Source organism: Pseudoalteromonas 'SMAR' (assembly GCF_048515945.1).
In the GTDB taxonomy this organism is placed as follows: domain Bacteria; phylum Pseudomonadota; class Gammaproteobacteria; order Enterobacterales; family Alteromonadaceae; genus Pseudoalteromonas.
The window spans coordinates 149553-171109 of sequence record NZ_JBLWMW010000004.1 but is presented as its reverse complement, the minus strand read 5'-3'; the positions used below and the strand labels follow the sequence as shown (position 1 = coordinate 171109).

At 44.5% G+C, this 21557-nt stretch carries 19 protein-coding genes and 1 pseudogene; 12 read left to right on the top strand and 8 right to left on the bottom strand.

All coding sequences use genetic code 11. The features are described from left to right. Window positions 1-103 precede the first annotated feature (103 nt). The 6 genes and pseudogenes from ACNKW2_RS03535 to ACNKW2_RS03510 all read left to right on the top strand — a co-directional run. Window positions 104-442 carry an excalibur calcium-binding domain-containing protein gene (locus tag ACNKW2_RS03535; RefSeq protein WP_419147314.1) on the top strand — a complete coding sequence of 113 codons (339 nt, stop codon included), beginning with the start codon at window positions 104-106 and terminating at the stop codon, window positions 440-442. Between the two features lie 539 nt (window positions 443-981). After that, on the top strand, window positions 982-1545 hold the full coding sequence (locus ACNKW2_RS03530; protein ID WP_419147313.1) for a Pycsar system effector family protein: 564 nt from the start codon (window positions 982-984) through the stop codon (window positions 1543-1545). Next, window positions 1546-2316 (top strand): hypothetical protein, encoded by a 771-nt coding sequence (locus ACNKW2_RS03525; protein WP_419147312.1) that lies wholly within the window; start codon window positions 1546-1548, stop codon window positions 2314-2316. It abuts the gene before it with no gap. A gap of 21 nt (window positions 2317-2337) precedes the next feature. Continuing rightward, window positions 2338-3060, top strand: coding sequence for an adenylate/guanylate cyclase domain-containing protein (locus tag ACNKW2_RS03520; RefSeq protein ID WP_419147311.1), 723 nt, complete (start codon window positions 2338-2340; stop codon window positions 3058-3060). A gap of 149 nt (window positions 3061-3209) precedes the next feature. After that, window positions 3210-3443 (top strand): hypothetical protein, encoded by a 234-nt coding sequence (locus ACNKW2_RS03515; RefSeq protein WP_419147310.1) that lies wholly within the window; start codon window positions 3210-3212, stop codon window positions 3441-3443. 144 nt (window positions 3444-3587) lie between these two features. Continuing rightward, a pseudogene (locus tag ACNKW2_RS03510) lies at window positions 3588-4238 on the top strand (ATP-binding protein); the annotation flags it as partial. Here the strand turns inward: ACNKW2_RS03510 and ACNKW2_RS03505 are convergent. Together ACNKW2_RS03505 and ACNKW2_RS03500 are read right to left on the bottom strand one after the other, a co-directional pair. Then, window positions 4235-4930, bottom strand: coding sequence for a response regulator transcription factor (locus ACNKW2_RS03505; RefSeq protein WP_419147309.1), 696 nt, complete (start codon window positions 4928-4930; stop codon window positions 4235-4237). The pseudogene ACNKW2_RS03510 and the gene ACNKW2_RS03505 sit on opposite strands and share 4 nt — an antisense overlap. Before the next feature lie 244 nt (window positions 4931-5174). Further along, the gene (locus ACNKW2_RS03500) at window positions 5175-7628 is read right to left on the bottom strand and encodes an alpha/beta hydrolase family protein (protein ID WP_419147308.1); all 2454 of its coding nucleotides are present in this window, start codon (window positions 7626-7628) and stop codon (window positions 5175-5177) included. Window positions 7629-7814: 186 nt separating this feature from the next. On the opposite strand from ACNKW2_RS03500, the gene ACNKW2_RS03495 reads away from it, so the two are divergent. Beyond that, the gene (locus tag ACNKW2_RS03495) at window positions 7815-8948 is read left to right on the top strand and encodes a hemolysin family protein (RefSeq protein ID WP_419147307.1); all 1134 of its coding nucleotides are present in this window, start codon (window positions 7815-7817) and stop codon (window positions 8946-8948) included. Here the strand turns inward: ACNKW2_RS03495 and ACNKW2_RS03490 are convergent. Then, window positions 8932-10140 carry an EAL domain-containing response regulator gene (locus ACNKW2_RS03490; protein WP_419147306.1) on the bottom strand — a complete coding sequence of 403 codons (1209 nt, stop codon included), beginning with the start codon at window positions 10138-10140 and terminating at the stop codon, window positions 8932-8934. The two genes, ACNKW2_RS03495 and ACNKW2_RS03490, sit on opposite strands and share 17 nt — an antisense overlap. Before the next feature lie 234 nt (window positions 10141-10374). Between ACNKW2_RS03490 and ACNKW2_RS03485 the strand changes: the two genes are divergently transcribed. Continuing rightward, window positions 10375-11385 carry a site-2 protease family protein gene (locus ACNKW2_RS03485; RefSeq protein WP_419147305.1) on the top strand — a complete coding sequence of 337 codons (1011 nt, stop codon included), beginning with the start codon at window positions 10375-10377 and terminating at the stop codon, window positions 11383-11385. 30 nt (window positions 11386-11415) lie between these two features. Here the strand turns inward: ACNKW2_RS03485 and ACNKW2_RS03480 are convergent, their stop codons facing one another. After that, on the bottom strand, window positions 11416-12729 hold the full coding sequence (locus ACNKW2_RS03480; protein ID WP_419147304.1) for a short-chain fatty acid transporter: 1314 nt from the start codon (window positions 12727-12729) through the stop codon (window positions 11416-11418). A gap of 282 nt (window positions 12730-13011) precedes the next feature. Here ACNKW2_RS03480 and ACNKW2_RS03475 point away from each other — a divergent pair, with 282 nt between their 5' ends. After that, window positions 13012-13239, top strand: coding sequence for a hypothetical protein (locus tag ACNKW2_RS03475; protein ID WP_336567772.1), 228 nt, complete (start codon window positions 13012-13014; stop codon window positions 13237-13239). Window positions 13240-13242: 3 nt separating this feature from the next. On the opposite strand, the gene ACNKW2_RS03470 is transcribed toward ACNKW2_RS03475, so the two are convergent. Further along, complete coding sequence (locus tag ACNKW2_RS03470; RefSeq protein ID WP_419147303.1) at window positions 13243-14145, bottom strand: AEC family transporter; 903 nt, start codon at window positions 14143-14145, stop codon at window positions 13243-13245. Window positions 14146-14281: 136 nt separating this feature from the next. Here ACNKW2_RS03470 and ACNKW2_RS03465 point away from each other — a divergent pair, with 136 nt between their 5' ends. Further along, window positions 14282-14653, top strand: coding sequence for a YacL family protein (locus ACNKW2_RS03465; protein WP_419147302.1), 372 nt, complete (start codon window positions 14282-14284; stop codon window positions 14651-14653). A 47-nt stretch (window positions 14654-14700) separates the two neighbouring features. Here the strand turns inward: ACNKW2_RS03465 and ACNKW2_RS03460 are convergent, their stop codons facing one another. Next, window positions 14701-15402: a 2OG-Fe(II) oxygenase gene (locus ACNKW2_RS03460; protein WP_419147301.1), complete on the bottom strand. Its 702-nt coding sequence runs from the start codon at window positions 15400-15402 to the stop codon at window positions 14701-14703. A gap of 29 nt (window positions 15403-15431) precedes the next feature. Between ACNKW2_RS03460 and ACNKW2_RS03455 the strand changes: the two genes are divergently transcribed. Then, the gene (locus ACNKW2_RS03455) at window positions 15432-15827 is read left to right on the top strand and encodes an acyl-CoA thioesterase (protein ID WP_419147300.1); all 396 of its coding nucleotides are present in this window, start codon (window positions 15432-15434) and stop codon (window positions 15825-15827) included. Here ACNKW2_RS03455 and ACNKW2_RS03450 read toward each other — a convergent pair. Together ACNKW2_RS03450 and uvrA are read right to left on the bottom strand one after the other, a co-directional pair. Next, on the bottom strand, window positions 15802-16860 hold the full coding sequence (locus ACNKW2_RS03450; protein WP_419147299.1) for a hypothetical protein: 1059 nt from the start codon (window positions 16858-16860) through the stop codon (window positions 15802-15804). The genes ACNKW2_RS03455 and ACNKW2_RS03450 overlap by 26 nt on opposite strands. Before the next feature lie 49 nt (window positions 16861-16909). Continuing rightward, window positions 16910-19732 (bottom strand): excinuclease ABC subunit UvrA, encoded by a 2823-nt coding sequence (gene uvrA / locus ACNKW2_RS03445; RefSeq protein ID WP_419147298.1) that lies wholly within the window; start codon window positions 19730-19732, stop codon window positions 16910-16912. Between the two features lie 449 nt (window positions 19733-20181). Between uvrA and ACNKW2_RS03440 the strand changes: the two genes are divergently transcribed. Next, the gene (locus ACNKW2_RS03440) at window positions 20182-21549 is read left to right on the top strand and encodes an MFS transporter (RefSeq protein WP_419147297.1); all 1368 of its coding nucleotides are present in this window, start codon (window positions 20182-20184) and stop codon (window positions 21547-21549) included. Window positions 21550-21557 lie beyond the last annotated feature (8 nt).

The window sequence follows — 21557 nt, the reverse complement described above, 5'->3', positions numbered from 1 at the left end:
CAGAGGTTAGATACCAAGATTCTAAAACTGTGGCCAAAATTAGTTGACCACTACAAACCGATGCAATATTGGTGGAAAGTGTGGTTATGATGCTGGTGAGTGGATGCCAGAAAAAAATCAGTGTTGGTTTGCTAATCGAGTGCTTCAAATTAAAACCAAGTACAGCCTAAGTGTTGATAGAAATGAAGCTGAAGTTTTAGAGAGAACTCTGTCCGCATGTAGTTCATTTGAAATGATACTCTATCCTCACTCAGAGCTTAGCAACTCAGACCAAAAAGGTGATGAACAAGGAACCCCCTTAGAAATGTATGATGACAACAAGAATGGTCGCATAAGCTGTTCTGAGGCCAAAAAGCACAAAATTACGCCAGTGCTTAGTCAACACCCAGCTTATCAATTTATGAGGGACTCTGATGGTGATGGTATAGTGTGTGAGAATTAAACCAACATAACGACTTGGACAAACAAAAAGCTATTTTGCATTCATTTATCGCTTGAATTACAGGTTGCAATCCCCACCTATTTATAGTGTTTTTTCGACACTAAAGAAGTTGAGGTTATTGTTGCATTTTAAATAGAGGTTGTAATTGGAATACGCGAAATTAAGTAGAACACAGATAGCCAGAATCTGGGTGAGAATCTACCTCAAGAAGGTGGTGAGTACACCCATATAACGATCTCATATAATACTTCTAGCTTAAAGTTTCGCTCATGCACAGGTTGAGAGAAGTTTTTGTAGGCTTATTAAACCTTTCTAATACCAAAGTAAAAGCTTATTGCGTGGTAGATAACATTAGAGCATTTGCATTTTAGTTGGATGCGTAGCCTAACAAGAGACTATTGTGCTGAACGGCTGAGATTGGCACTTAGCGGAAGAACCTACTGAGTTTTAATTGGTAGTAATGAGTAAATAATAGTCGTTAAAAAAATCTTTGACAAAATATTGAAATATAAATCGTTAATATTTATAAGGGAAATTCATTGAAAGAGAAAGCAACTTCATACCTCTACCAATCCGTCACAGACATACAAAATACTATACGAGCCTTTGATGTGAAACTTGGTTTCTTGTTTATGGTCATTTTTTTACCTTTAGTAGGCCTTAAAGACTTAGTACCTCTGCTACAAGTGCTAATTGATAAAAGTCTCTATATAGTTTTGCTTTCTGCCTCGTTCGTATCGTGGCTCTTCGCTTTATACTTTCTCTTTTTAGGAGTGCGCCCTATTAATAATCCTAAGGAATACATAAAGGGGGATACTCCCAAAGGCACCTTCTATGCTGGAGGGTTATACACTTTTAAAAAAATAGATTATTTTTTGAACTTCCCAATTAAGACAAATAACGACATGGAAAACTTTATTAAATTGTTACCTCAAAGTGATGATGATATTCACAAGGAGCTAGTATTTGAAATACATAAACTTGCATATATTCGAGATGTAAAAGCAAAACGTACAACTGCATGTGTTTACAGTATTTTAGTTTGTGGTTTCATATCGGTGTTAACAATTATTTTCGTGACTCTAAAAATTGGAGGAATATAAGTGCTCAATCCAACTCAAATAGATGAACTAAAGAACATCATAGATAAAAGCTTAAGTAGAGCAGAAAAACATTGGGAAAACGGAGGCAGTGAACTCCAACCAATGCTAGAGAGCGTAGGCACTGAAGGTGAGAGAGTATTTAATAAAAGTAAATCAGATATACCTGGCCATGAATATGTGCAAGAAGAAGAAACCGTAATTAGTGAGTTTATAGCTTTTGTAGCTGATATGCGAGATAGCACTAAGCACCTAAGAGAGGCTATAAGTGCAAGAAAGTCAGATGTATCTCAGCTACAAAGAGTTTTTTACGAAACTTCTGCATTATTGCCAGCTTTAGCCTATGTAGTAGAAGCTTATGGCGGGAAAGTGACTGAGTTTCTTGGTGATGGTGTACTTGCCTTTTTTAGAATCGAAGAAAATAAAGAAGAAGTTGTTAGGCAATCACACAAAGCAGCCAAAGTATGTATCGAACAAGCCAGAGAGATTTTAAATAAAGTTTTATACGATAAGTACGGATTGCCACAAATTGATATAGGCGTTGGTATGGCACTAGGAAAGGCACTTATCACATTAACTGGGCTTGAAGGTAATAAAAAGCCGATAGCTTTTGGTGAGTGTGTATTTCGAGCAACAAAGTCTTCGAGTGGAAAAAATACAATAGAAGTAGATGAAATGCTATACCACGCTTGGCCTACTAGTAAAGGCGGGAAGCTGAGATTCACAAAACAATCAAATAACTCTTTTAATTCCTATATCATAGATATTTCATAAAGTATGGAGCATTAGTTTAAAATGGAAGTAAAATATAGCTATTATGATTATAAGAAGAGCATAGAGCGAATAGATGAAACTTTGAATACTCCTGATGCAGCTTATGAAGAAAAAAAATCAATCCCCTCACGGGATAACCTAACCTTCAACAATGGTTTCTATGTTAGCTGTTCTGCAATGTTCATAGATATCAGGGGTTCGAAAACTTTAAATGAGAAACACAAAAGACCTGTCTTAGCTAAAATTTATAAAACTTATATTTCAGAGCTAGTCGCTGTTATAAAAGACCATTCAAAAGTTAGTGAAATATATATTGAAGGCGATAGTGTGTGGGGAGTTTTCGATACCCCTCAAAAATATGACATAAATGAGCTTTTCAATGTTGCAGCTAAAGCTTCGTCACTTATAGATATTCTTAACATAAAATATAAGAAGAAAGGATACTCTGAGTTGACCGTTGGTATAGGTTTGTCCTATGGTACCTCATTATTAATAAAATCAGGCTACAAAGGAAGTGGCATTAATGAAGTCGTTTGGTTGGGTAAATTAGTAGGTGAGGCAGCTCTTCTCTGCTCTTACGGTGATAAAACCCTTTTAGACAAAGAAATGATGGTATCAGAAGTATTTTATGAAAATCTAAATGATCACAATAAAAACTTACTTACATATAACTCTCATCGTAATTGCTACCACGGCTATGTTGTAAATTCAGAAATGAATGAGTGGGTTAAAGATAACTCATAAATTATATTTAGAGTTGTAAATTCTCACGTCGTTGCCTTGTGCATGATGACGGTTGTCATTAGCTGCTTTTGTCACTTTACCATCACTACATAAGTTCCTGACTAAAACCAACAATCACGCAGACGGCCGAAAATAGTCCGAATGCGGTCATGGTTGGTGGGAATGTCGAAAGCCTGACAATCAATAAATTGGCGGAAAGCAAAACAAAAAAGCCCAAATTGCGAGTGTCGTTTTTACCTGAATCAAACCTGAAGATTCAAAATGAATTAGCGTTATACAAACCAGAAAGTCAAAAAGAATCAATGCGTCGGGATAGTATCCCAAACCATCTTCAAGAATTCGTTTCTGATGATGAGATAGAAAAATACAATTTACTTAATTGAGCGCGGTATGAAACAATAAATCGGTTCACGTTCTTACTAATTTCGTAGTGGATATGTACACATGCAATTACACAGGCAAAACACTATATTGGTGTAATTTTATATTAGAGGTGTACATTCGTGTTTACCGATGTAATTGTCACAAAACCTGGGGAAATATCACTGTCTAATCATGGCGTGCTATTTCTTGATGAGTTGCCAGAGTTTGAACGCAAGGTGCTCGATTCATTACGTGAGCCAATGGAAACCGGTGTAGTGACCATCTCTCGAGCCGCACGTCAGGTGGACTACCCGGCAAATTTTCAGTTGATTGCCGCGCTCAACCCCAGTCCTACTGGGTGCTATAGCGATAAACGAGCCTCTCCTGATCAAGTGTTGCGCTATTTAGCTAAAATCTCTGGCCCCTTCCTTGATCGTATTGATTTACAAATCGAGTTACCAAGGCTCAACACTGCCGAGCTGCAATCACAATGTCCAGGAGAGCCAAGTGAATTGATTAGGGTCAGGGTAGAGCAAGCTCAGAGCATTGCACTGCAGCGCCAAGGCAAAAGCAACGATAAGCTCAGTGTGCGTGAACTAAATCAAGTGTGCCAGTTAGCACAAGGGGAGTTAGACTTTCTTGGTAAGGCTGCTGAAAAACTGCAGTTATCACCGCGCTCTTATCATCGAGTTATTAAAGTGGCTAGGACCATTGCTGATTTGAGTCAAGAGCCACAGATCCGGCTGGAACATTTAAAAGAGGCGTTAAGCTACCGAGCGTTAGAAAGGTTGTTGCAGCAGCTTTCACAGTATTAGGTAGATAACATGTAGCCTTTACCACGGACAGTGACGATGCGTTTTTGCTCTCGATCATCACCCAGTTTTTTACGTAAGCGGCCAACTAACACATCGACGGTTCTATCGCTGGGGCTCCAGTCGGGCTGCCCTATGTCTTCTGAAATGCGCTCGCGGGAGGTGGCGCGGCCGGCATTGGCAATTAAACAGATAAGTACCTTATGTTCAGCCTCGGTGAGTCTTGACTCGGTGCCCACAGGATTAATTAAAGTGCGATTGTCAGGGTGGAGTTTGAAGTCGGCATATTCTATGAATTCTTCTGATTCATCATTTTTAGTACCCGACAAGCGCTTGTACAGCGCTCGCATGCGCAGTTCCAGCTCTAACGCATCAACCGGTTTACAGACATAGTCATCGGCACCCAGTGCCAGGCCTGCGATTCTGTCCGACTGTGAGTCACGGCTAGACAGCATGATCACCCCGATGTCGGTGAGGGTATTGATCTCTTTGGCGAGTTGTAAGCCATCTATTGCAGGCAATACAATATCAACAATGGCTAACGCAAAAGGCGCATTAGATTGTTCTTGGATCAACTGTAGCGCGGATGAGCCAGTGTTATCCACCGTGATATCAAACTCGGTGTCGGCAAAGTGGCCACAAAGCCGCTTTGCTAGTAGCTCATCATCTTCAACTAGTAGTACCTTTATCTGCATGTTGTTGCTGTTAATTGTTTAGTTGTCTTTAATATTAACACTGAGAGATCGCTGCTGAGAAGTCGACGACATGAATTCTTACAACTCTGTCTCAAGCAACTTAACCCGATCCTTTAGTTGGGATCAAGTAGATTTTATTATGCCTAATACAAAGCCGTTATTATTGAAACAAGTGAATGAATTCAGCAAACAAAAAGGCAGTACCAAAGTACTGCCTTTTAGCAAATGGCGTCAGTTAAACTGGTTATTTACCATATAAGTGCTGCCACCATTGTGGTTGTTGTTTTAAATGCTTATCAAAATAGGCCAACATGGTGTTCCACCAGTGGAAGCGTTTATCACGGGCAAATATTTGGTGATCAGCGCCTTTGTACTCCACTAACTCAACGTCTTGTCCTAAAATTTTCAACGCGGTGTACATATTATGGCTTTCGCCTGGTGGCACATTGGTATCGGCATCACCATGGATTAATAGTAATGGCGTCGTTACTTTATCGGCATTGAAAACGGGACTGTGCTGCGAGTAAAGTTTGCCATTGTTCCACGGGAAGCTGCCTTTAGATGCCTCGCCTGAGTACAAGTAACCCCACCAACCTTGGCCCCAATAAGAGGTAATATTAGAGATCCCAGCATGGGAAATGGAAGCACTGAATAAGTCTGTTTTAGTGGTTAATAACATGGTCATAAAGCCACCATAAGACGCGCCTAAGTTGCCAAGACGGTTGCTATCCACAAATGGGTAAGCCTCTACAAACTTCTTGGTTCCAGTTATGATGTCATTGGCCGTGTGCTCGCCCCAGGCATTAACATGCTGAGCAGAAAACTTTTGTCCAAAGCCCGTTGCGCCGGTTGGTTGCAGTACATAAACAACATAGCCTTTAGCCGCCCAAAGATTGAATGGGTATCGGCCGGTAAAGCCACGAGTCACTGGAGAAGTACCACCGTAGTAGTAAACTAATGCTGGGTATTTCTGCGATTTGTCCAAATCATGAGGTAAATAGACGCGACCCTTAATTTCTACGCCGTCTTGGTTAGTGAAATTAAATTCCTCTAAACTCGGAATATGAGTATTCTCATAAGCCAGTTTCTGGGAGTCCCACAACGTATCAGCATTACGGCCAGTAACCGACATACGTTTAAGCTGCTGTGGTGTCGACGCGGTAGTACCAGTAAATAGTATATCGGCACGGCTTTCATCAGAAACAGCATAGTCACCGATAACATCTAAACCGGTATTTAGGCGCTTAAAGCTTGATTTGCTGTGGTCATAAATAAACAACTGTTGGCGGTCTTCATCGGTGGCTTTGAGCACGACATCATCGTTATTAAGCACCGTAATGTTACCAATGGCTGGCTTAAAGGTTTTGCTAAGGGCTGTGACTTGCTGACCTTTATAATCCATCCAATATAGCTGGCCATCATAGTTATTAGCTAGCATACCCTCAGGTAAGTTGCGACCAACACCACCTGAAAAGTCAGGACCTGCAGTGACAAATATACCGTCAGCACCATAATGAGCACTGTTGAGCGTTTGATATTGCGCGATAACCCTCTGCTTAGTGCTAGCAACATCCACTTCGAGCAATTCAGTTTTCATATGTGGTGGCATGCTGTAGTCAGAAATTGAGCGAGTGACCAGCAACTTGCCGCGTTCGCTATCAAAGTCACTTAAGTAGTGGCTGTTATCGCCCACTGTTAATGCGCGGATCAGGCCACTATCAATGTCGAGTAGAAATACTTGCGACTGAGTGCGTGCGTATGACCAGCGATCTTCCAAGCCTTGGTAATGCTTAGTTAGCTTCCCTTCTTCTTTGCCAGAGTTAGTCCAAGCAAAAATAAGTGAGTCGTGATCATAGAACTGTAAGCCATTGGCCCCTTTTAGTTTACTGGCAATGCGTGTGCTTTGCTTGCTTTCTAAGTCGAAGAGGAAGGCTTGTTCAGCTTGCAGGAAAGCTAACTTTTTACTGTCTTGGCGCCAAGCAAATTGATCAGCATCTAAGCCATGAAACTGATAAATAACCTCGCCATCCTCATTAAGTAACAAGGTTTCTTTAATCGCTGAGTTGCCATTTTCATCATTGTAATGGCGCTTGGTAATGATTGAATACTCACCATCTGGAGAAAGAGAAATGGCACTGATCGTTGGGGCATCAAATAGCTGTTTGGCCGATAAGGCATGACGGGTACTGCTTGTTAGGGAAATGGTGTCATGATCCGCCTCTCCAGTGAAGTCGATCGCCACCTTGTTCCAATCGTCGACCTGCTCGGTGACCACAACAAACTGATGGTCGCCTTTGGGGACGTGCAATTGCAGTTCATTACCTTCGCTAAGCGCAACACCGTTTAAAAATGCTTGCGCTTTATCAATGCCCTGCAGCGTTAACTTACCTGAAGTAAATCTTGAGGTGGTGAAGTTGAATTTCAGCACCTGCATTCCTGGTAGGGTGATTTGATCCACGCCAGTTAGTGCTTGCCATGACATTTTCTGGTTAAATAGCGTTACATCTTTACTTGCTTTACTAACCCGAGGCAATAAGTTGCTGATAATAGCATCGCGGTGTGCGGTATCGGCGGGCTTAACCGAAGATTCGGTAGCAATGGGTCCCAAAAACTGTATTTTTGCAGGGTCAAGTGGGGCGGCGGCAAGTTGCGCCGAGGCTGCCGAGAATAGTAAAGTTACGGCTGTACGTAGTTTCATGTATCTGCGCCTAATGTAGGTAATCGTGAGCTAGACTATACCACAGTATTTTGACTGCGCAGTATTGCTGCGATAGATGTCAAAATGCATTGAATTGCTTTAAATTTACCGTGATTACTGGCAATCTCAAGTGGTGGGTTGCGGTGTGGTTAACCGCGATCAATTAATTTATTAAAGGAGACTCGATTGTTTTTACTTTTAACCTATATGTTTTTGGCGATTGCCATTTCTTTTATCTGCTCGGTGATGGAGGCGGTACTGCTTAGTATCACGCCCAGTCATATAGGTATTATAAAGCAAGAAAACGAGACTTTAGCGGCACGAGTACAAAAGCTAAAAGATAATATAGATCAGCCGCTTGCTGCTATTTTAACGCTCAATACTGTGGCCCACACTGCAGGTGCTGCAGGGGTTGGTGCACAAGCCGCTGTGGTGTTTTCGGATGCCGCTGTCGGAATTGCATCGGCGGTGATGACGCTGTTAGTGCTCGTCTTATCTGAGATCATTCCTAAAACCCTAGGAGCGACCTATTGGCGTGGCCTAACGCCATTTGTGTCGTTAATGTTAGTATGGTTAGTATGGATTTTAAGGCCTTTTGTGTGGTTATCCGATCAGCTCACAAAAGTCATCGGTCGTAAAGAAGATGAAGCACACTATATTCGCCAAGAAATTGAGGCCATGGCTGAAATTGGCTCTGAGGCGGGAGCGCTGCATCAAGAAGAGACGGAAACCATACGCAGCTTATTGCGATTTCGTCACGCCAAACTCGAAAGTATAATGACTCCAAGAACCGTTTTGTTTAAGGTTCATAAAGATATGACTGTTCATGAATACCTCTCGGAACATGGCTCAGTGGCTTTTTCGCGAGTACTGGTGTTTGATAAAAACAGCGACGACATCATTGGTTTTGTCCATAAAAATGACATTATGCTGGCTTATCACCGTTTAGGTGAAGAATACAAAATTGGTAAGTTATCACGACCGCTGTACACTGTGCCTGAAACTCTGGCTGCACCTGAGCTGTTTAAGGCATTATTGGCGAAGCGGATCCACATTGCACTGGTAATAGATGAGTACGGTGACGTACAAGGGATTGTGACTTTAGAAGATTTGCTCGAGTCACTAATGGGGATGGATATTGTCGATGAGCGAGAGCAAACAACCAACATGCAGGCGGCGGCCAAGCAAAAATGGCGTGAGCGTGTCGATAATCATGATAACTTGATTGAGGACGAAGAAGAGCAAGAGCCCGATGTGGATGATGCAGCCGAGCTCAGCAGCGATGAAGAAACGACTTCAGAGACTAAGAGTTCGAATTAATCATTCGCTGCCATGAATGTATCCAGCTCACTAATTCGACTAACGGCTTAGGCTTGCTGATGAGAAAACCTTGCATCAGCAAGCTGTGTTTATATCTATCCAAATACTGCAGCTCCTCAACGCGTTCAATGCCTTCAGCCACAATATCGAGCTGTTGGTTTTGTGCGATATCGATCAAGCTATCGATTAATACTTGAGAAAACCGATCGGACTCGACTTGGGTTATCAGTGAACGATCTATTTTTATCTCGGTAAAGGGTAACGATTTCAGTTGCTGAATATTGGTAAATCCAGTACCAAAGTCATCGAGGGAAATATCAAAGCCGCGGATCCGTAAGCGGTTCATGGTCTCGAGCTGAATGGCTTGATCCATGGGCTGATGCTCTGTGAGCTCAAGTATGATGTCACTGGGTTTTAAGCGGTTAATCTCTAAAATCAGTGCCAGCTTATCAGGGCAACTTAAATCATTGAGCTGCACTGGTGAGAGGTTAAAAGCCAGCTTAATGGGGTAATTTAGCTCGGACTTTATTGCTTTAAACTCATCCGTTGCCTTCTCAAACAGCTGAAAAGTAATAATATTAATAAGGTCAGTTGTTTCGGCAACACCAATAAAGTGATCCGGTAAGATGACTTTATTGGTTGATTTGTTAACAATTCGAGCCAACACCTCGACACTTTTTATCTTTTTTTCACCACGATGCACTTTGGGTTGATAATAAGGAGTGATCTCATTATTACTAATGGCTTGCAACAAATCACTTTCACTGACTTTTTCAATGTGGCTGCGTTTAACCGTGGTATAGGTTGCCATTTTTTTCAGCATGCGCTCAACATCCACCAGTTGCACTGGCTTAGAAATATTGCCAATTAAATGGGCATTGGATTGCCGGGCTAAATTGGTTGCTAAATCGATTATCTTCTCATCCATTTCAGAGATAATAATGATGGCGCCGGAGAACTTTAGTTCACCTAACTGGCGAATAAACTCCATGCCATCCATTTCTGGCATATTTAAGTCAGTAAAAATCACGTCAAACTGGTGTGGTGTTTGTCTAACTTTTTCTGCTGCCGAGACGGCACTGCTGCAAGTGGTAACGTGATCAATCCCCAGCTCAGTCATAATGGCTTGCATAACCACTAAAATCGCTGGTGAATCATCTACTACCATTGTTCGGTATTTTGCTAGTGACATTAACAATTCCTTCGTATACCTATACCTCAACTAAGTCTAGTACAAAAAGTCTGAATAGTAGGAAAATCTACTTGGTCATTGATCGTGCTTCTTTGGCAATTGGCAGGTTTTCTGTCCAGTTTTTAGTTTTCGGTGACAAAGCGCTTTTAGTCGTCATCACTTTTACAGATAATAGCCGCTATTAACTCGCGCCTGATTTGGCGCTGCAGCAATCGGTGGTAATAATACTTCGCTATGAATCAGTTAGAACTCAGCCTCGACGGCAAGCCAGTCCGTATTTTTTTTAATCAGCACCAGGTGGTACAGATTTTTGTTGATGGTCAAGCCATAGCCTTTGATGAAACTTCGGGGTGTGTCTATGCCGAAGTGGCGCAGCAGCGGTTAGTACTTGATACCACTCAGCTACCACAAGGACTGTTGGGGGTTGCTATCGATGACTCGGCTCAGCAATGGCTTGAAGTACCCAACCATGCTGTGAAAGAAAAACGCAGTATCTTGGGACTTGCTGCTCTCGGTTTTAAATTATTTAAAAGTGCTAAAGTGGTTAAAGCCGCCTTAGCTGGCGCTTCGGTAGCCGGTTATGCATGGTTGTTCTCTTGGCAGTTTGCGGTGATGCTAATTGCCTGCCTAGTGGTACATGAGTACGGCCATGTATGGGCGATGCGTTACTTTAATATTAAAACCAAAGGAATTTATTTAATTCCATTTGTTGGCGGCCTGGCTGTGAGCGACGATAAAATCACCACCCGTTGGCAAGATGTGGTCATTTCTTTGATGGGGCCGGCATTTGGTTTGCTCACATCGGTGTTAGGGGTGGTGCTTTATTATATCACTGAGATGGAGATCTTTGCCGGGGTCGCAGTACTCAGCGCCTTACTCAATCTGTTTAACTTATTACCAATTCTGCCTTTAGACGGTGGCCATGTGTTAAAAAGCATCAGTTTCTCGATGCGCTCTTGGCTTGGGCTTTCTGCGTGTTTAATGGGAGTATTATTAGGGTTATGGATAAGCTATGTTTTTGGTTTAGCTCTACTGGTGTTATTTATTATTATAGGCAGCGTCGAGATCCTGCTGGAATGGCGAACTCGCCATAATAGCCACTTATTACCACTTAATCGTTATGCTCAAGTGGTGGCGGCGCTGATGTATGTATTGGTCATGGCGGGGCACATTGCGGTGATGATGCACTTCGCTGATTCCGAGAGTGTGATTTTAAGCTTGCCGATGACCATTCTATCGAGTTAAATGCGGCGCCATGACGCGCCGCGAATGCCGTTATAGTGGTAACAACAGTAAAGCACCGAGTATGACACCGGTGACCAACAGCTGCACCAGGCAAAACCCCATCATATCGCGCGCCTTGAGGCCGGCAATGGCTAAAACGGGTAAAGCCCAAAACGGTTGGATCAGATTGGTCCAAGCATCCCCCCACGCCACAGCCATGGCTACCTTGGCAATATTGGCATCGAGTGCTTGTGCGGCAGGGATAATAATGGGAGCTTGCACGGCCCACTGACCGCCGCCGGAGGGCACAAAGATATTGACCAATCCGGCACTCAAGAAGCTCCACAGTGGCAAAGTGGTTTGGTTGCTAATGGCGGTGAACCCTTGCGAGATTTGCTGTGCTAAGCCAGTGTCTACCATAACCGCCATGATCCCGGCGTAAAAGGGGAACTGGATAACAATGCCGGCACCACCGGAAATGGCTTGTTGCAAACTATGTAAGAGATTAGCTGGAGTGCGATGCAATAGCATGGCGAGAAATAAAAACAACGCGATAACACTGTTGAGCGTTAAGCTACCTGCGGCAAAAACAAAGTAATAAATCAGGTAAGCCAAACCGACTAGACCTGCCAGGGTACCTATCCAGGCCGCGTGCTCTAGCTTGGCTGCAGGGGTGTCGGTAGTCAACGTGGCACGGGTTGGCGGTGTCAGCTTCGTTTTATCCACCAGTACTTGCTGTGATGGCGCGGGTAACATCATGCGGTTAAGTATAGGCAGCACAATAAAAATACAGGCTAGCATCAGTAAGTTAAAAGGTGAGAAAAGCGTTTCTGAGGTGGAGACTATGCCCATGCTGGCCGCGCTAAAATGCCCTGGGGTAGCAATAGTAAGTGGAATAGAACCGGAAAAACCGGCATGCCAGACAATAAACCCAGAGTAAGCACTGGCGACTAATACTCGGTAGTCAACCGCGACTTTACGCGCAATGGCTTTAGCAAATAAAGCCCCCACGACCAAGCCAAATCCCCAGTTTAGCCAGCTGGCCAGCATGGCGACCCAAGTAGTTAATAGAATAGCTTGAGCTGGACTCTTGGCCATGCCTGCTAGCCTATCCAGCGCTTTTGATACTAAAGGCGTCACGGCCAGCATATGGCCGCACAGCAGCACTAAAAGCATTTGCATGGCAAAAGTGAGCAACTTCCAAAAACCATTTCCCCATGACTCAAGCACTGCAATGGGAGTGGCAGGTGTCACTAAAGTGGCCAACGTGAGCACCACAAACGTCAGTAGCAAAACGATGACAAAAGGGTCAGGGAGGTATTTTTCAACCAGCTTGGTGAGTGGCGTAGTCAGCTTACTAAGCATATTAAATCCTGTTTTAGTTATTGTTTTTAGCCTATTCTAAATAGCAGCCCATGCTAAGGAGCGTGTTATTATCATGAATAACCTCGTGCTCATATGCTGTGCAAGGTATTGTCGGCAATCAATATAGCTAATTTTTAAGCTAAAAGTTAGTCTAATGCGCCAATAAGTGGTGGGTAAGGAATAGGTCACATCAATGATTTCTTTTAAAATCATTGTGTTATAAAGTGGCATAGAATCTGAAGTAATAGAACAAACAGATAAATAAGACTAAGTGAGGTAACTATGTCTGGACAAGGTTCTGGTGGTAACGTCATCGCAGCAATATGTAATGTATTTTTCCCTGGTTTAGGGCAACTGGTTCAAGGCCGTATTTTGGCGGCATTGCTGTTTGCAATTGTCGTCGTAGGTGGCTATGCCCTATGGTTCTTGGTGGTGCCTGCGGTGATAGCAGCCGTATTCCATTTATGGTCTATCATTGATGCGGCAAAATACAATCCACCGCGCTATTAAACATCAAATAATCAAGTACAGCCAACCTGTTAAGCTCACCATGCTTAGCAGGGTGGATAAAACCACAGTGGCAGCTAGTGTTGGTTGTTGACTATCGAGTTGCCGCGCCACCAAATACGCGTTTACCCCAAGCGGCGATGCGCTCATCAAGGTGATCACCTGAGTCTCAAGTAGTGGTAACCCTACCACTTGCGCCAAGCAGTAAACTAGCCCTGGTAACAGCAAAAGTTTGATAAAACTTAGCCCCAGCGCACTGAGCAGCCGGCCTTTAACACCATAGCTAACAAGACTTGCGCCAAGAATAAACAGTGCGCCTGGAATGGCGGGCTTTGCCAGCCACTCTAGCCCCTGGGTCAATAGTTTAGGCAGCGAAATACCAAGGTAATTAAACACTAAGCCGCCACTGATGCTGAGCACTATCGGGTTAAGTACCAGGGGTTTAAGTACTTTTAGTTTGTTTCTCTTTGGTGTCGCCAGCAAAAAGGTAAATGAAAATAACATCGCACTGTGAAAGGTAATGATCATAAATACCATGGCGCCAGCCTGCTTACCTAAGGCGGTTAAAATAATTGGTAAGCCTACTAACACCGTGTTGGAGTAGGTACCCGCTAACGCCAGTGTGGCAGCATCGACTTTTGCTGTTTTTACTGCTCTTCGAAGCAGAATATAAACGGCGATAAAACAACTGGCCACAGGTAAGTAAAAAGTCAGCAACAGTGTGCTGGTGGCCAAACTGCTCAGATCGGCTTGGTACATGCTGGTAAATAATAAAGTGGGAATACAAAGAGAAAAAATAAAGGTTCTTAAGCCATCTAACTGTTGGCTGGGAATAAAATTTATCTTGGCACTGATAAAGCCGCTTAAGACAATAAAAATAAGTGGGAATAAAATTTCAATAGGCGACATGTGTGAGCCAAGGTTGCAGCGAACAAGGCGGTATTATATCAAGCGTTAACAGTGACTCCAACGCTACCTGCAGAGATAGGGGAATTGCAGAGGGTAAGGTATAATAGCGTTAAGTTGTAAACATTAAGTAGTGGTTATGGAATATCAATTTATCCGCGATCCCATTTCGGGGTTTGCGGTGCGCTGTAGTGATGAACATACCTTAGTGGCACGTTGGTTAAACGATGAGCTCAGCCATCAAGCCGCCGCGCAATTGCTGACAACATTGCAAGGCTTCACGCCGACAACGCCTGAACTGATGATCTCAGGTAAAGAGATCCGCGTTACCTTCACAGCACAAGAAGCAGTGTTCGAGAGTCATGCACTGTTTCATGAAGATGAACAGTTGCAGCGTTACCAAGAAGATGCCTTGGCCGTTGATGAGGCAGGGCTGTATGCTGTGTGTGGCTATGAAGACTTTATCGAATTGCTACAACAGTGGGTCGACTTTATTACCGCGCGGCGCTAGCAATGCGCCGCGAGTGATAGGTTAACAGCCAACCCGAACTGTTGCCGTTATTTTGGCGTGCCGTACAGTTGCTCTGCACGATTAAATAACACCCACGAGGTGAGGATGTATTTGTCGTTAGAAATCGGCATGTTACCGCGGTGAGTATGGGTAAAGTAACCCGGTGCGATCACCATCGAGCCGCGCTTAGGTGCAATTTTACGGTTTTGATAGTAAAACTCGGTTTCGCCCCCTTCTTCGACATCATTAAGATAAAACATAAACAATAATACTCGGTGCAGCGCTTCATTGTGGTCGTGTTGTGGGTACACTTCGCTATGCCAGTAGGGGTAGCCACCTTTGTTGACTTGATAGCGCTGAGCCTGAATCGCGCCAAGTCGAAATAGTTGTTGTGCTAACACAGGCAGCTGTGGCTTACCCACTTCGGCAAAGTTATCAATGGTTAAGTCAACGGGCTTGCCTGTTTTTGGGTGGTATACCTTGAGTCCAAATGCACCAATCAGCATAAAAAAGTGCTCTTCCAGATAGTTAAACAGGTGCTTAGCCGTAACTTGTTGAATATGCTGTAGCTGTTTGGCATAGTCTGGGTAAGAGTTGAGATAGAGGTCGTGGCTTACTTTTTTGCTTAAATCGACACCACCCGAGGTTGTCCCTGGCGTTAAATGGGGACTTTGCTCAAATGTTTTGACAAACTCATCGCAAAATTCTGAACTGAGTGCGTTATCGTAAACGCGAATAAAATCACTCATGTGTTTCCCTAGTTTTTATTGGAGTTATTATGTTGTCTGAAAAGCTGATGCCGCGTTTTAGTGATACCGACGTGCTTGGACATATTAACAATACCGTACTCCCTGTATGGTTTGAAGCCGCGCGTACCCCAATCTTTAAAATTTTTACTCCAAAGCTGGATCCTAAGCAATGGAAGCTCATTGTCGCGAAAGTAGAGGTGACGTTTAAAGGTGAGCTGTTTTATGGTCAAGAAGTCGAAATTAAAACCGCCATAGAGCGCATCGGTAACAGCTCTTTTGTGATTAATCAGCAAGCGTGGCAACATGGCCAGTGCTGCGCCGAGGGCAAAACCACCATGGTGCGTTATGATTTTGCCGCGAAAAAGGCGCAGGCCCTAAGCGATACTGAACGCGAGGCTCTTACGGCTTATCTGCTTGAGTCTTAAATTGGTGGCCAATTGCAGCTGAGATACAGGGTTTTACTGTGTAGGTATAGCCATATTGTGCGCTATCGTCGGGTTGGATCTCGAGTATCTCATAGTCATTGAGCTCAATAACATTAGTGCCAGGGGCATGCTCACAGCGCGACCCCTCATCGGACTCGAAACGAAAAATAAAATACGCCAACAGAGTATTGAGGGCATCATTGTAGTTTTTCCCCTGCTGTGTCGGTTCACTGTCTTCTCTTAACAGTAAACCCGATGATGACCCTTCGGGCTGAGGCAGCTCGCCCTTATGCTTTGCCAATTCTCGCTCAACTTCTGCAGGGGTTAAATTAGGGTTCACCGTGGCTTGGATCCCTATGCCATTAAAGCTAAATCCTTGTTCTGTCACTTTCACATCATTGGCAAAACTGGTTAGCGTATCCGAAGCACCAGAGCGGGCTACAGCAATTAGCAAAAAGGCAAGCAATACAAAACAGAGCACCAAGCGAATAACTGCCGTGGTTGCAGGAAAACGATAATGATTTTGGTGCCAAAATGGCTTGATACCAAAGGGTTTTAAAATAAACAGCAAGATCACATAAAAGGTCATCAACAGCTGCAATAGAATAAGCGCTAAGGTGCTGGTAATAAAAAACCAAGTGGGCAGTGATAACAACACGCTGAGATTGTGCGTGTAGGGAAAGTTATCGGTGCTGACACCGGTGAGGTCGTTGATACGGCCATCGGCTTGCACTAACACGAAATTAGCGATAAAAGCATAGAATAGCAATATCACGGCTTTACCGGGAACGCTATGCCAAAAAGTCATGATCCGAGGCCAAAACTCGTAGCATAATGCCGTTACTGTGGTGATTAAAATTAAGCCATTGATGAAGTAGTTATCGACGGCTTCAGCCACGCTATACACGGCCAATACAAAGGCAGCTAGGTAATAACGCTGAGGTAAGTTAAGGCTGTGCCAAAATTGACTACAGGCAAAGCGTACCTTAACCAATAATGCCGTTAGGTTTTTCGGAGCGAGCAGTTGGTGCATAATCGTATTGTTATCGTTATTATGCACCAATCATAGAGGCTTTTTTAGATTAAGACAATAAAGGCTTCAAGTACTTACCCGTGTGGGAAGCATCACAAGCGGCGACGGTTTCTGGTGTACCTGAGACCAGGATCTCGCCACCACCGGCTCCTCCTTCCGGCCCTAAGTCGACAATCCAATCGGCGGTTTTGATAACATCCAAGTTGTGCTCAATCACCAGTACCGTGTTGCCATGATCGCGCAAGCGGTGTAATACCAGCAATAATTGCTGGATGTCATGGAAGTGTAGACCCGTAGTTGGCTCATCGAGTATATACAAGGTTTTGCCGGTATCGCGTTTAGATAACTCGCGAGCCAGTTTTACCCGCTGTGCTTCACCGCCCGAGAGCGTGGTTGCCGCTTGACCCAGACGAATATAAGACAAACCGACATCCATTAAGGTTTGCAGTTTGCGGTTGATGGCTGGAATTTTTTCAAAGAAGGCTTGAGCATCTTCTACCGTCATTTCCAGCACTTCATGGATGTTTTTGCCTTTGTATAGCACCTCTAAGGTTTCACGGTTATAGCGTTTACCGGTACAGACATCACAGGGCACATAGACGTCGGGTAAAAAGTGCATTTCTACTTTTATTACCCCGTCACCCTGACAGGCTTCGCAGCGTCCGCCCTTAACATTAAAGCTAAAGCGGCCCACTTTATAGCCACGTGAACGCGCTTCTTGAGTGCCAGCAAATAACTCACGAATAGCGGTAAAAATGCCGGTATACGTGGCTGGGTTAGAACGCGGTGTACGACCAATCGGACTTTGGTCAATATCGATGACTTTATCAAAGTGATCTAGTCCGTGAATGCTATCAAACGGCGCCGGTTCTTGTGTAGTGGCACCGTTGAGCTCTTGGTGTGCCAATTTGAACAGCGTATCGTTGATGAGTGTCGATTTACCTGAACCCGACACCCCAGTAATACAGGTCATTAAGCCCACTGGGACGGTTAAGTCGACCCCTTTTAAGTTATTGCCGGTGGCGCCCTTTAACTCGAGCCATTTATCGTCGCTTTGATGGCGTTGTTTAGGTACGGCGATGCACTTTTCACCGCTGAGGTATTGTCCCGTGAGTGACTCTGGGCTGGCCATGATTTGCTCTCTGTCGCCTTCGGCAATGACATAACCGCCATGCACCCCGGCGCCAGGACCAATATCAATAATGTGATCAGCGGCGCGAATAGCATCTTCATCGTGTTCCACCACAATAACGGTGTTGCCGAGGTCACGCAGATGGGTGAGGGTTTTTAGCAAGCGATCGTTATCACGCTGGTGCAGACCAATCGAAGGTTCGTCAAGTACATACATAACCCCTACAAGTCCAGCACCAATTTGACTGGCTAGGCGAATACGCTGAGCTTCACCACCAGAAAGCGTATCAGCGCTGCGCTCCAGTGAGAGGTAATTGAGGCCAACATTGGTTAAAAATGACAGCCTATCGCGGATCTCTTTTAACACTTTGTCAGCGATTTGGGCTTTTTGGCCTTGCAGCTCCAGCTCACTGAAAAACGCAAAGGCATCACCGATACTCATGGTGGTTACGGTGGGTAAATTGGTGCTGCCGATAAACACATGACGGGCTTCTTCGCGCAAACGCGAGCCATGGCAACTAGGGCAAGCTTGGCTGGTTTGATACTTAGCTAACTCTTCACGTACGGAGCTGGACTCGGTTTCACGATAGCGGCGGTTCATATTGTTGAGCACGCCCTCAAACTCATGATTACGGGTGATCAAATCGCCTCTGTCGTTGCGGTATTTAAACGCCACCTTGGTACGCCCTGAGCCCTCAAGTACCACTTGTTGAACCTCTTGCGGTAAATCTTGAAACGGGGTTTCTAAATCAAAGCCATATTGATCGGCAACGGAGCTGAGCATTTGGAAATAATAAAAACTGCGTTTATCCCAGCCTTTAATGGCACCACCGGCTAAGCTTAACTCGGGGTTATGAACCACGCGCTTAGGATCGAAGTACTGCTTCACACCTAAGCCATCACAGCTTTGGCAGGCGCCAGCAGGGTTATTAAATGAGAACAACCGCGGTTCGAGCTCGCTCATGGCGTAGCCACAAGTTGGGCAAGCAAAGTTGGCCGAAAAGACCAGCTCATCCGCAGCACTGTCGTCCATATAAGCGACCTGCGCAATGCCATCGGCCAGCTCTAAGGCCGTTTCAAATGATTCGGCTAAACGTTGTTCTAAACCGGCTTTTACTTTGAAGCGGTCAACCACTGCTTCGATGGTGTGCTTCTTTTGTAACTCTAAACTAGGAGGATCGGATAAATCACACACTTCGCCATCGATCCGCGCCCGGATAAAGCCTTGACTGGCGAGCTCTTCAAGTAGCTTTACGTGTTCGCCTTTACGGTTTTTTACCACCGGGGCAAGCAGCATTAGCTTACTGCCCTCGGGCAATGCTAAAACCGTGTCGACCATTTGACTGATGGTTTGTGCTGCTAACGGCAAATCATGGGTAGGGCAGCGCGGTTCACCAACACGGGCAAACAGCAAACGCAGATAGTCGTATATTTCAGTGATTGTCCCCACGGTTGAGCGTGGGTTGTGGGACGTAGATTTTTGCTCGATAGAAATCGCTGGCGACAGACCTTCGATGTGATCAACATCGGGCTTTTCCATTAAGGATAAAAACTGTCTAGCATAAGCCGAAAGTGACTCAACGTAGCGACGTTGGCCTTCTGCATATAAAGTATCAAACGCTAAAGAGGATTTCCCTGAGCCCGACAGCCCAGTGATCACGATTAGCTTATCTCTAGGAATAGTAAGAGAAATGTCTTTTAAATTATGGGTGCGGGCACCCCTGACTTCTATTTTATCCATACGACCCTTGTGTCTATTGTGTGCTTTGTAACGAACAGCGCTGCGTGGCTATCATACTGAAATATGAACCTGTCATACAGAGTTATGAGGCGGACAGGTTAACCTATCCCAGCTAGATTACCAATTGCATTGGTGGTTTTAGTTATTTTGGCATAAAAACTGTGCCTAGCAGCAAACTTAATGACGCTCATGGTGTGGTTAAATCATACCATGGGTGTAAATTAGTAACTGCGATGGCGCTTAGGTTCATTTGTAACAGTAAGCGGACACCGTCTGTGGCACATGATCATTAAAACGTTCGTTGCTGTCTCATTAGATCATATTCACTGCAAATAGCTCGACAATTGCGACGATACCTTTGCTGGTGATTTTATTGTGGTCCTCGCTATAAGTTGGCAAAAGAGTTTGTTAAACTTGCGCAGATTTTCGATAGTGGTGAACTCTGCTTTATGGCCAATGACTCTTTGAATTCAACAGAAAAACGAGCGGCACTTTCCCTTGCCGGAGTGTTTGCTTTTCGTATGCTGGGCTTATTTATGCTGATGCCAGTGTTGGCTATTTACGGTCAATCACTGCAAGATGTGTCGCCGTTATGGATTGGGCTGGCAATTGGCGCTTATGGTTTAACGCAGGCATTACTGCAGATCCCGATGGGCTGGCTATCGGATAAGTTTGGTCGCAAGCCGGTGATCCTAGCAGGTTTGTTAGTGTTTACTTTGGGTTCAGTCATAGCAGCGCTCTCGGAGTCAATCTACTGGGTGACATTTGGTCGAGCACTGCAAGGGATGGGGGCCATCGCCAGTGCCTTACTGGCCTTGGCAGCTGATTTGAGTCGCGATGAGCAACGTCCCAAAGTGATGGCGGTGATTGGCATGTGTATTGGTATGAGCTTTGCCTTGGCCATGCTACTTGGGCCCATGGTGGCCGCTGCCTTTGGTATTGCCGGAATATTCTGGCTCACTGCAGTGTTGGCCGTATTGGGTATGGTGATCATCTTATTTATGGTGCCCAATGCTGTCAATAAAGCGCCAAAAGGCGACACCATCGCTAGCTTTGACGACATCAAAAAGTTAATCAAACACCCGCAATTATTGCGACTCGACCTTGGCGTGTTGTTGTTACACTTAACCCTTACCACGATTTTTGTCGCCCTGCCTGGGCAGTTAATTGCCGATGGCTTGGTGGCAGATAAACACTGGCAGCTGTATATTCCGGTGTTTTTGCTCGCATTTGTGCTTATGGCACCGATGATGATAGTGGCGATACGCAAAAATAAGGAAAAGCAAACATTTTTGTTCTCCATTGCTATGCTGATTATTAGCTCGGTGATCTTGTATTGCTTTGTCGACTCACTGTGGGTCATCGCCGCAGCCATGTTGATCTATTTTATCGCTTTTAACTTTTTAGAAGCGACGATGCCGGCCTTGGTGTCGCGTATTGCTCCGGCAACCCAAAAGGGGTCTGCCATGGGGGTGTTTTCCTCGGGGCAGTTTTTAGGGGCATTTTTAGGTGGCGCTTTAGGTGGTATGTTGGCACAGCATTTTGCAGTCGATACCATATTTGCTGCCACAGCCGTAATTGGGGTAATATGGCTTGTTATTGCATGGGGCATGCAAGTGCCACCTAAGAGCAAAGCAATAAGCTTAGTTGCTGCGGTTAAGAGCGAGCAACAAGCAGCGGAATTGGCGAACCAATTGGTTTCATTACCCGGAGTTCTTGAAGCCACCGTAGTGAGCGATGAAAATCGCAGCTACCTCAAAGTAGACGATAAAGTTTTTGAATTGAAGCAAGCCAAGCAAGTGCTGGGTTTGTCATAGTGTGAGGA

Excerpts from the sequence above, each read along its gene's own strand:
- ACNKW2_RS03535 (WP_419147314.1), top strand. The coding sequence starts at position 104 with ATGCCAGAAAAAAATCAGTGTTGGTTTGCTAATCGAGTGCTTCAAATT.
- ACNKW2_RS03520 (WP_419147311.1), top strand. The coding sequence starts at position 2,338 with ATGGAAGTAAAATATAGCTATTATGATTATAAGAAGAGCATAGAGCGA.
- ACNKW2_RS03515 (WP_419147310.1), top strand. The coding sequence starts at position 3,210 with ATGGTTGGTGGGAATGTCGAAAGCCTGACAATCAATAAATTGGCGGAA.
- ACNKW2_RS03505 (WP_419147309.1), bottom strand. The coding sequence starts at position 4,930 with ATGCAGATAAAGGTACTACTAGTTGAAGATGATGAGCTACTAGCAAAG.
- ACNKW2_RS03500 (WP_419147308.1), bottom strand. The coding sequence starts at position 7,628 with ATGAAACTACGTACAGCCGTAACTTTACTATTCTCGGCAGCCTCGGCG.
- ACNKW2_RS03490 (WP_419147306.1), bottom strand. The coding sequence starts at position 10,140 with ATGTCACTAGCAAAATACCGAACAATGGTAGTAGATGATTCACCAGCG.
- ACNKW2_RS03485 (WP_419147305.1), top strand. The coding sequence starts at position 10,375 with ATGAATCAGTTAGAACTCAGCCTCGACGGCAAGCCAGTCCGTATTTTT.
- ACNKW2_RS03480 (WP_419147304.1), bottom strand. The coding sequence starts at position 12,729 with ATGCTTAGTAAGCTGACTACGCCACTCACCAAGCTGGTTGAAAAATAC.
- ACNKW2_RS03475 (WP_336567772.1), top strand. The coding sequence starts at position 13,012 with ATGTCTGGACAAGGTTCTGGTGGTAACGTCATCGCAGCAATATGTAAT.
- ACNKW2_RS03470 (WP_419147303.1), bottom strand. The coding sequence starts at position 14,145 with ATGTCGCCTATTGAAATTTTATTCCCACTTATTTTTATTGTCTTAAGC.
- ACNKW2_RS03465 (WP_419147302.1), top strand. The coding sequence starts at position 14,282 with ATGGAATATCAATTTATCCGCGATCCCATTTCGGGGTTTGCGGTGCGC.
- ACNKW2_RS03460 (WP_419147301.1), bottom strand. The coding sequence starts at position 15,402 with ATGAGTGATTTTATTCGCGTTTACGATAACGCACTCAGTTCAGAATTT.
- ACNKW2_RS03455 (WP_419147300.1), top strand. The coding sequence starts at position 15,432 with ATGTTGTCTGAAAAGCTGATGCCGCGTTTTAGTGATACCGACGTGCTT.
- ACNKW2_RS03450 (WP_419147299.1), bottom strand. The coding sequence starts at position 16,860 with ATGCACCAACTGCTCGCTCCGAAAAACCTAACGGCATTATTGGTTAAG.
- uvrA (WP_419147298.1), bottom strand. The coding sequence starts at position 19,732 with ATGGATAAAATAGAAGTCAGGGGTGCCCGCACCCATAATTTAAAAGAC.
- ACNKW2_RS03440 (WP_419147297.1), top strand. The coding sequence starts at position 20,182 with ATGGCCAATGACTCTTTGAATTCAACAGAAAAACGAGCGGCACTTTCC.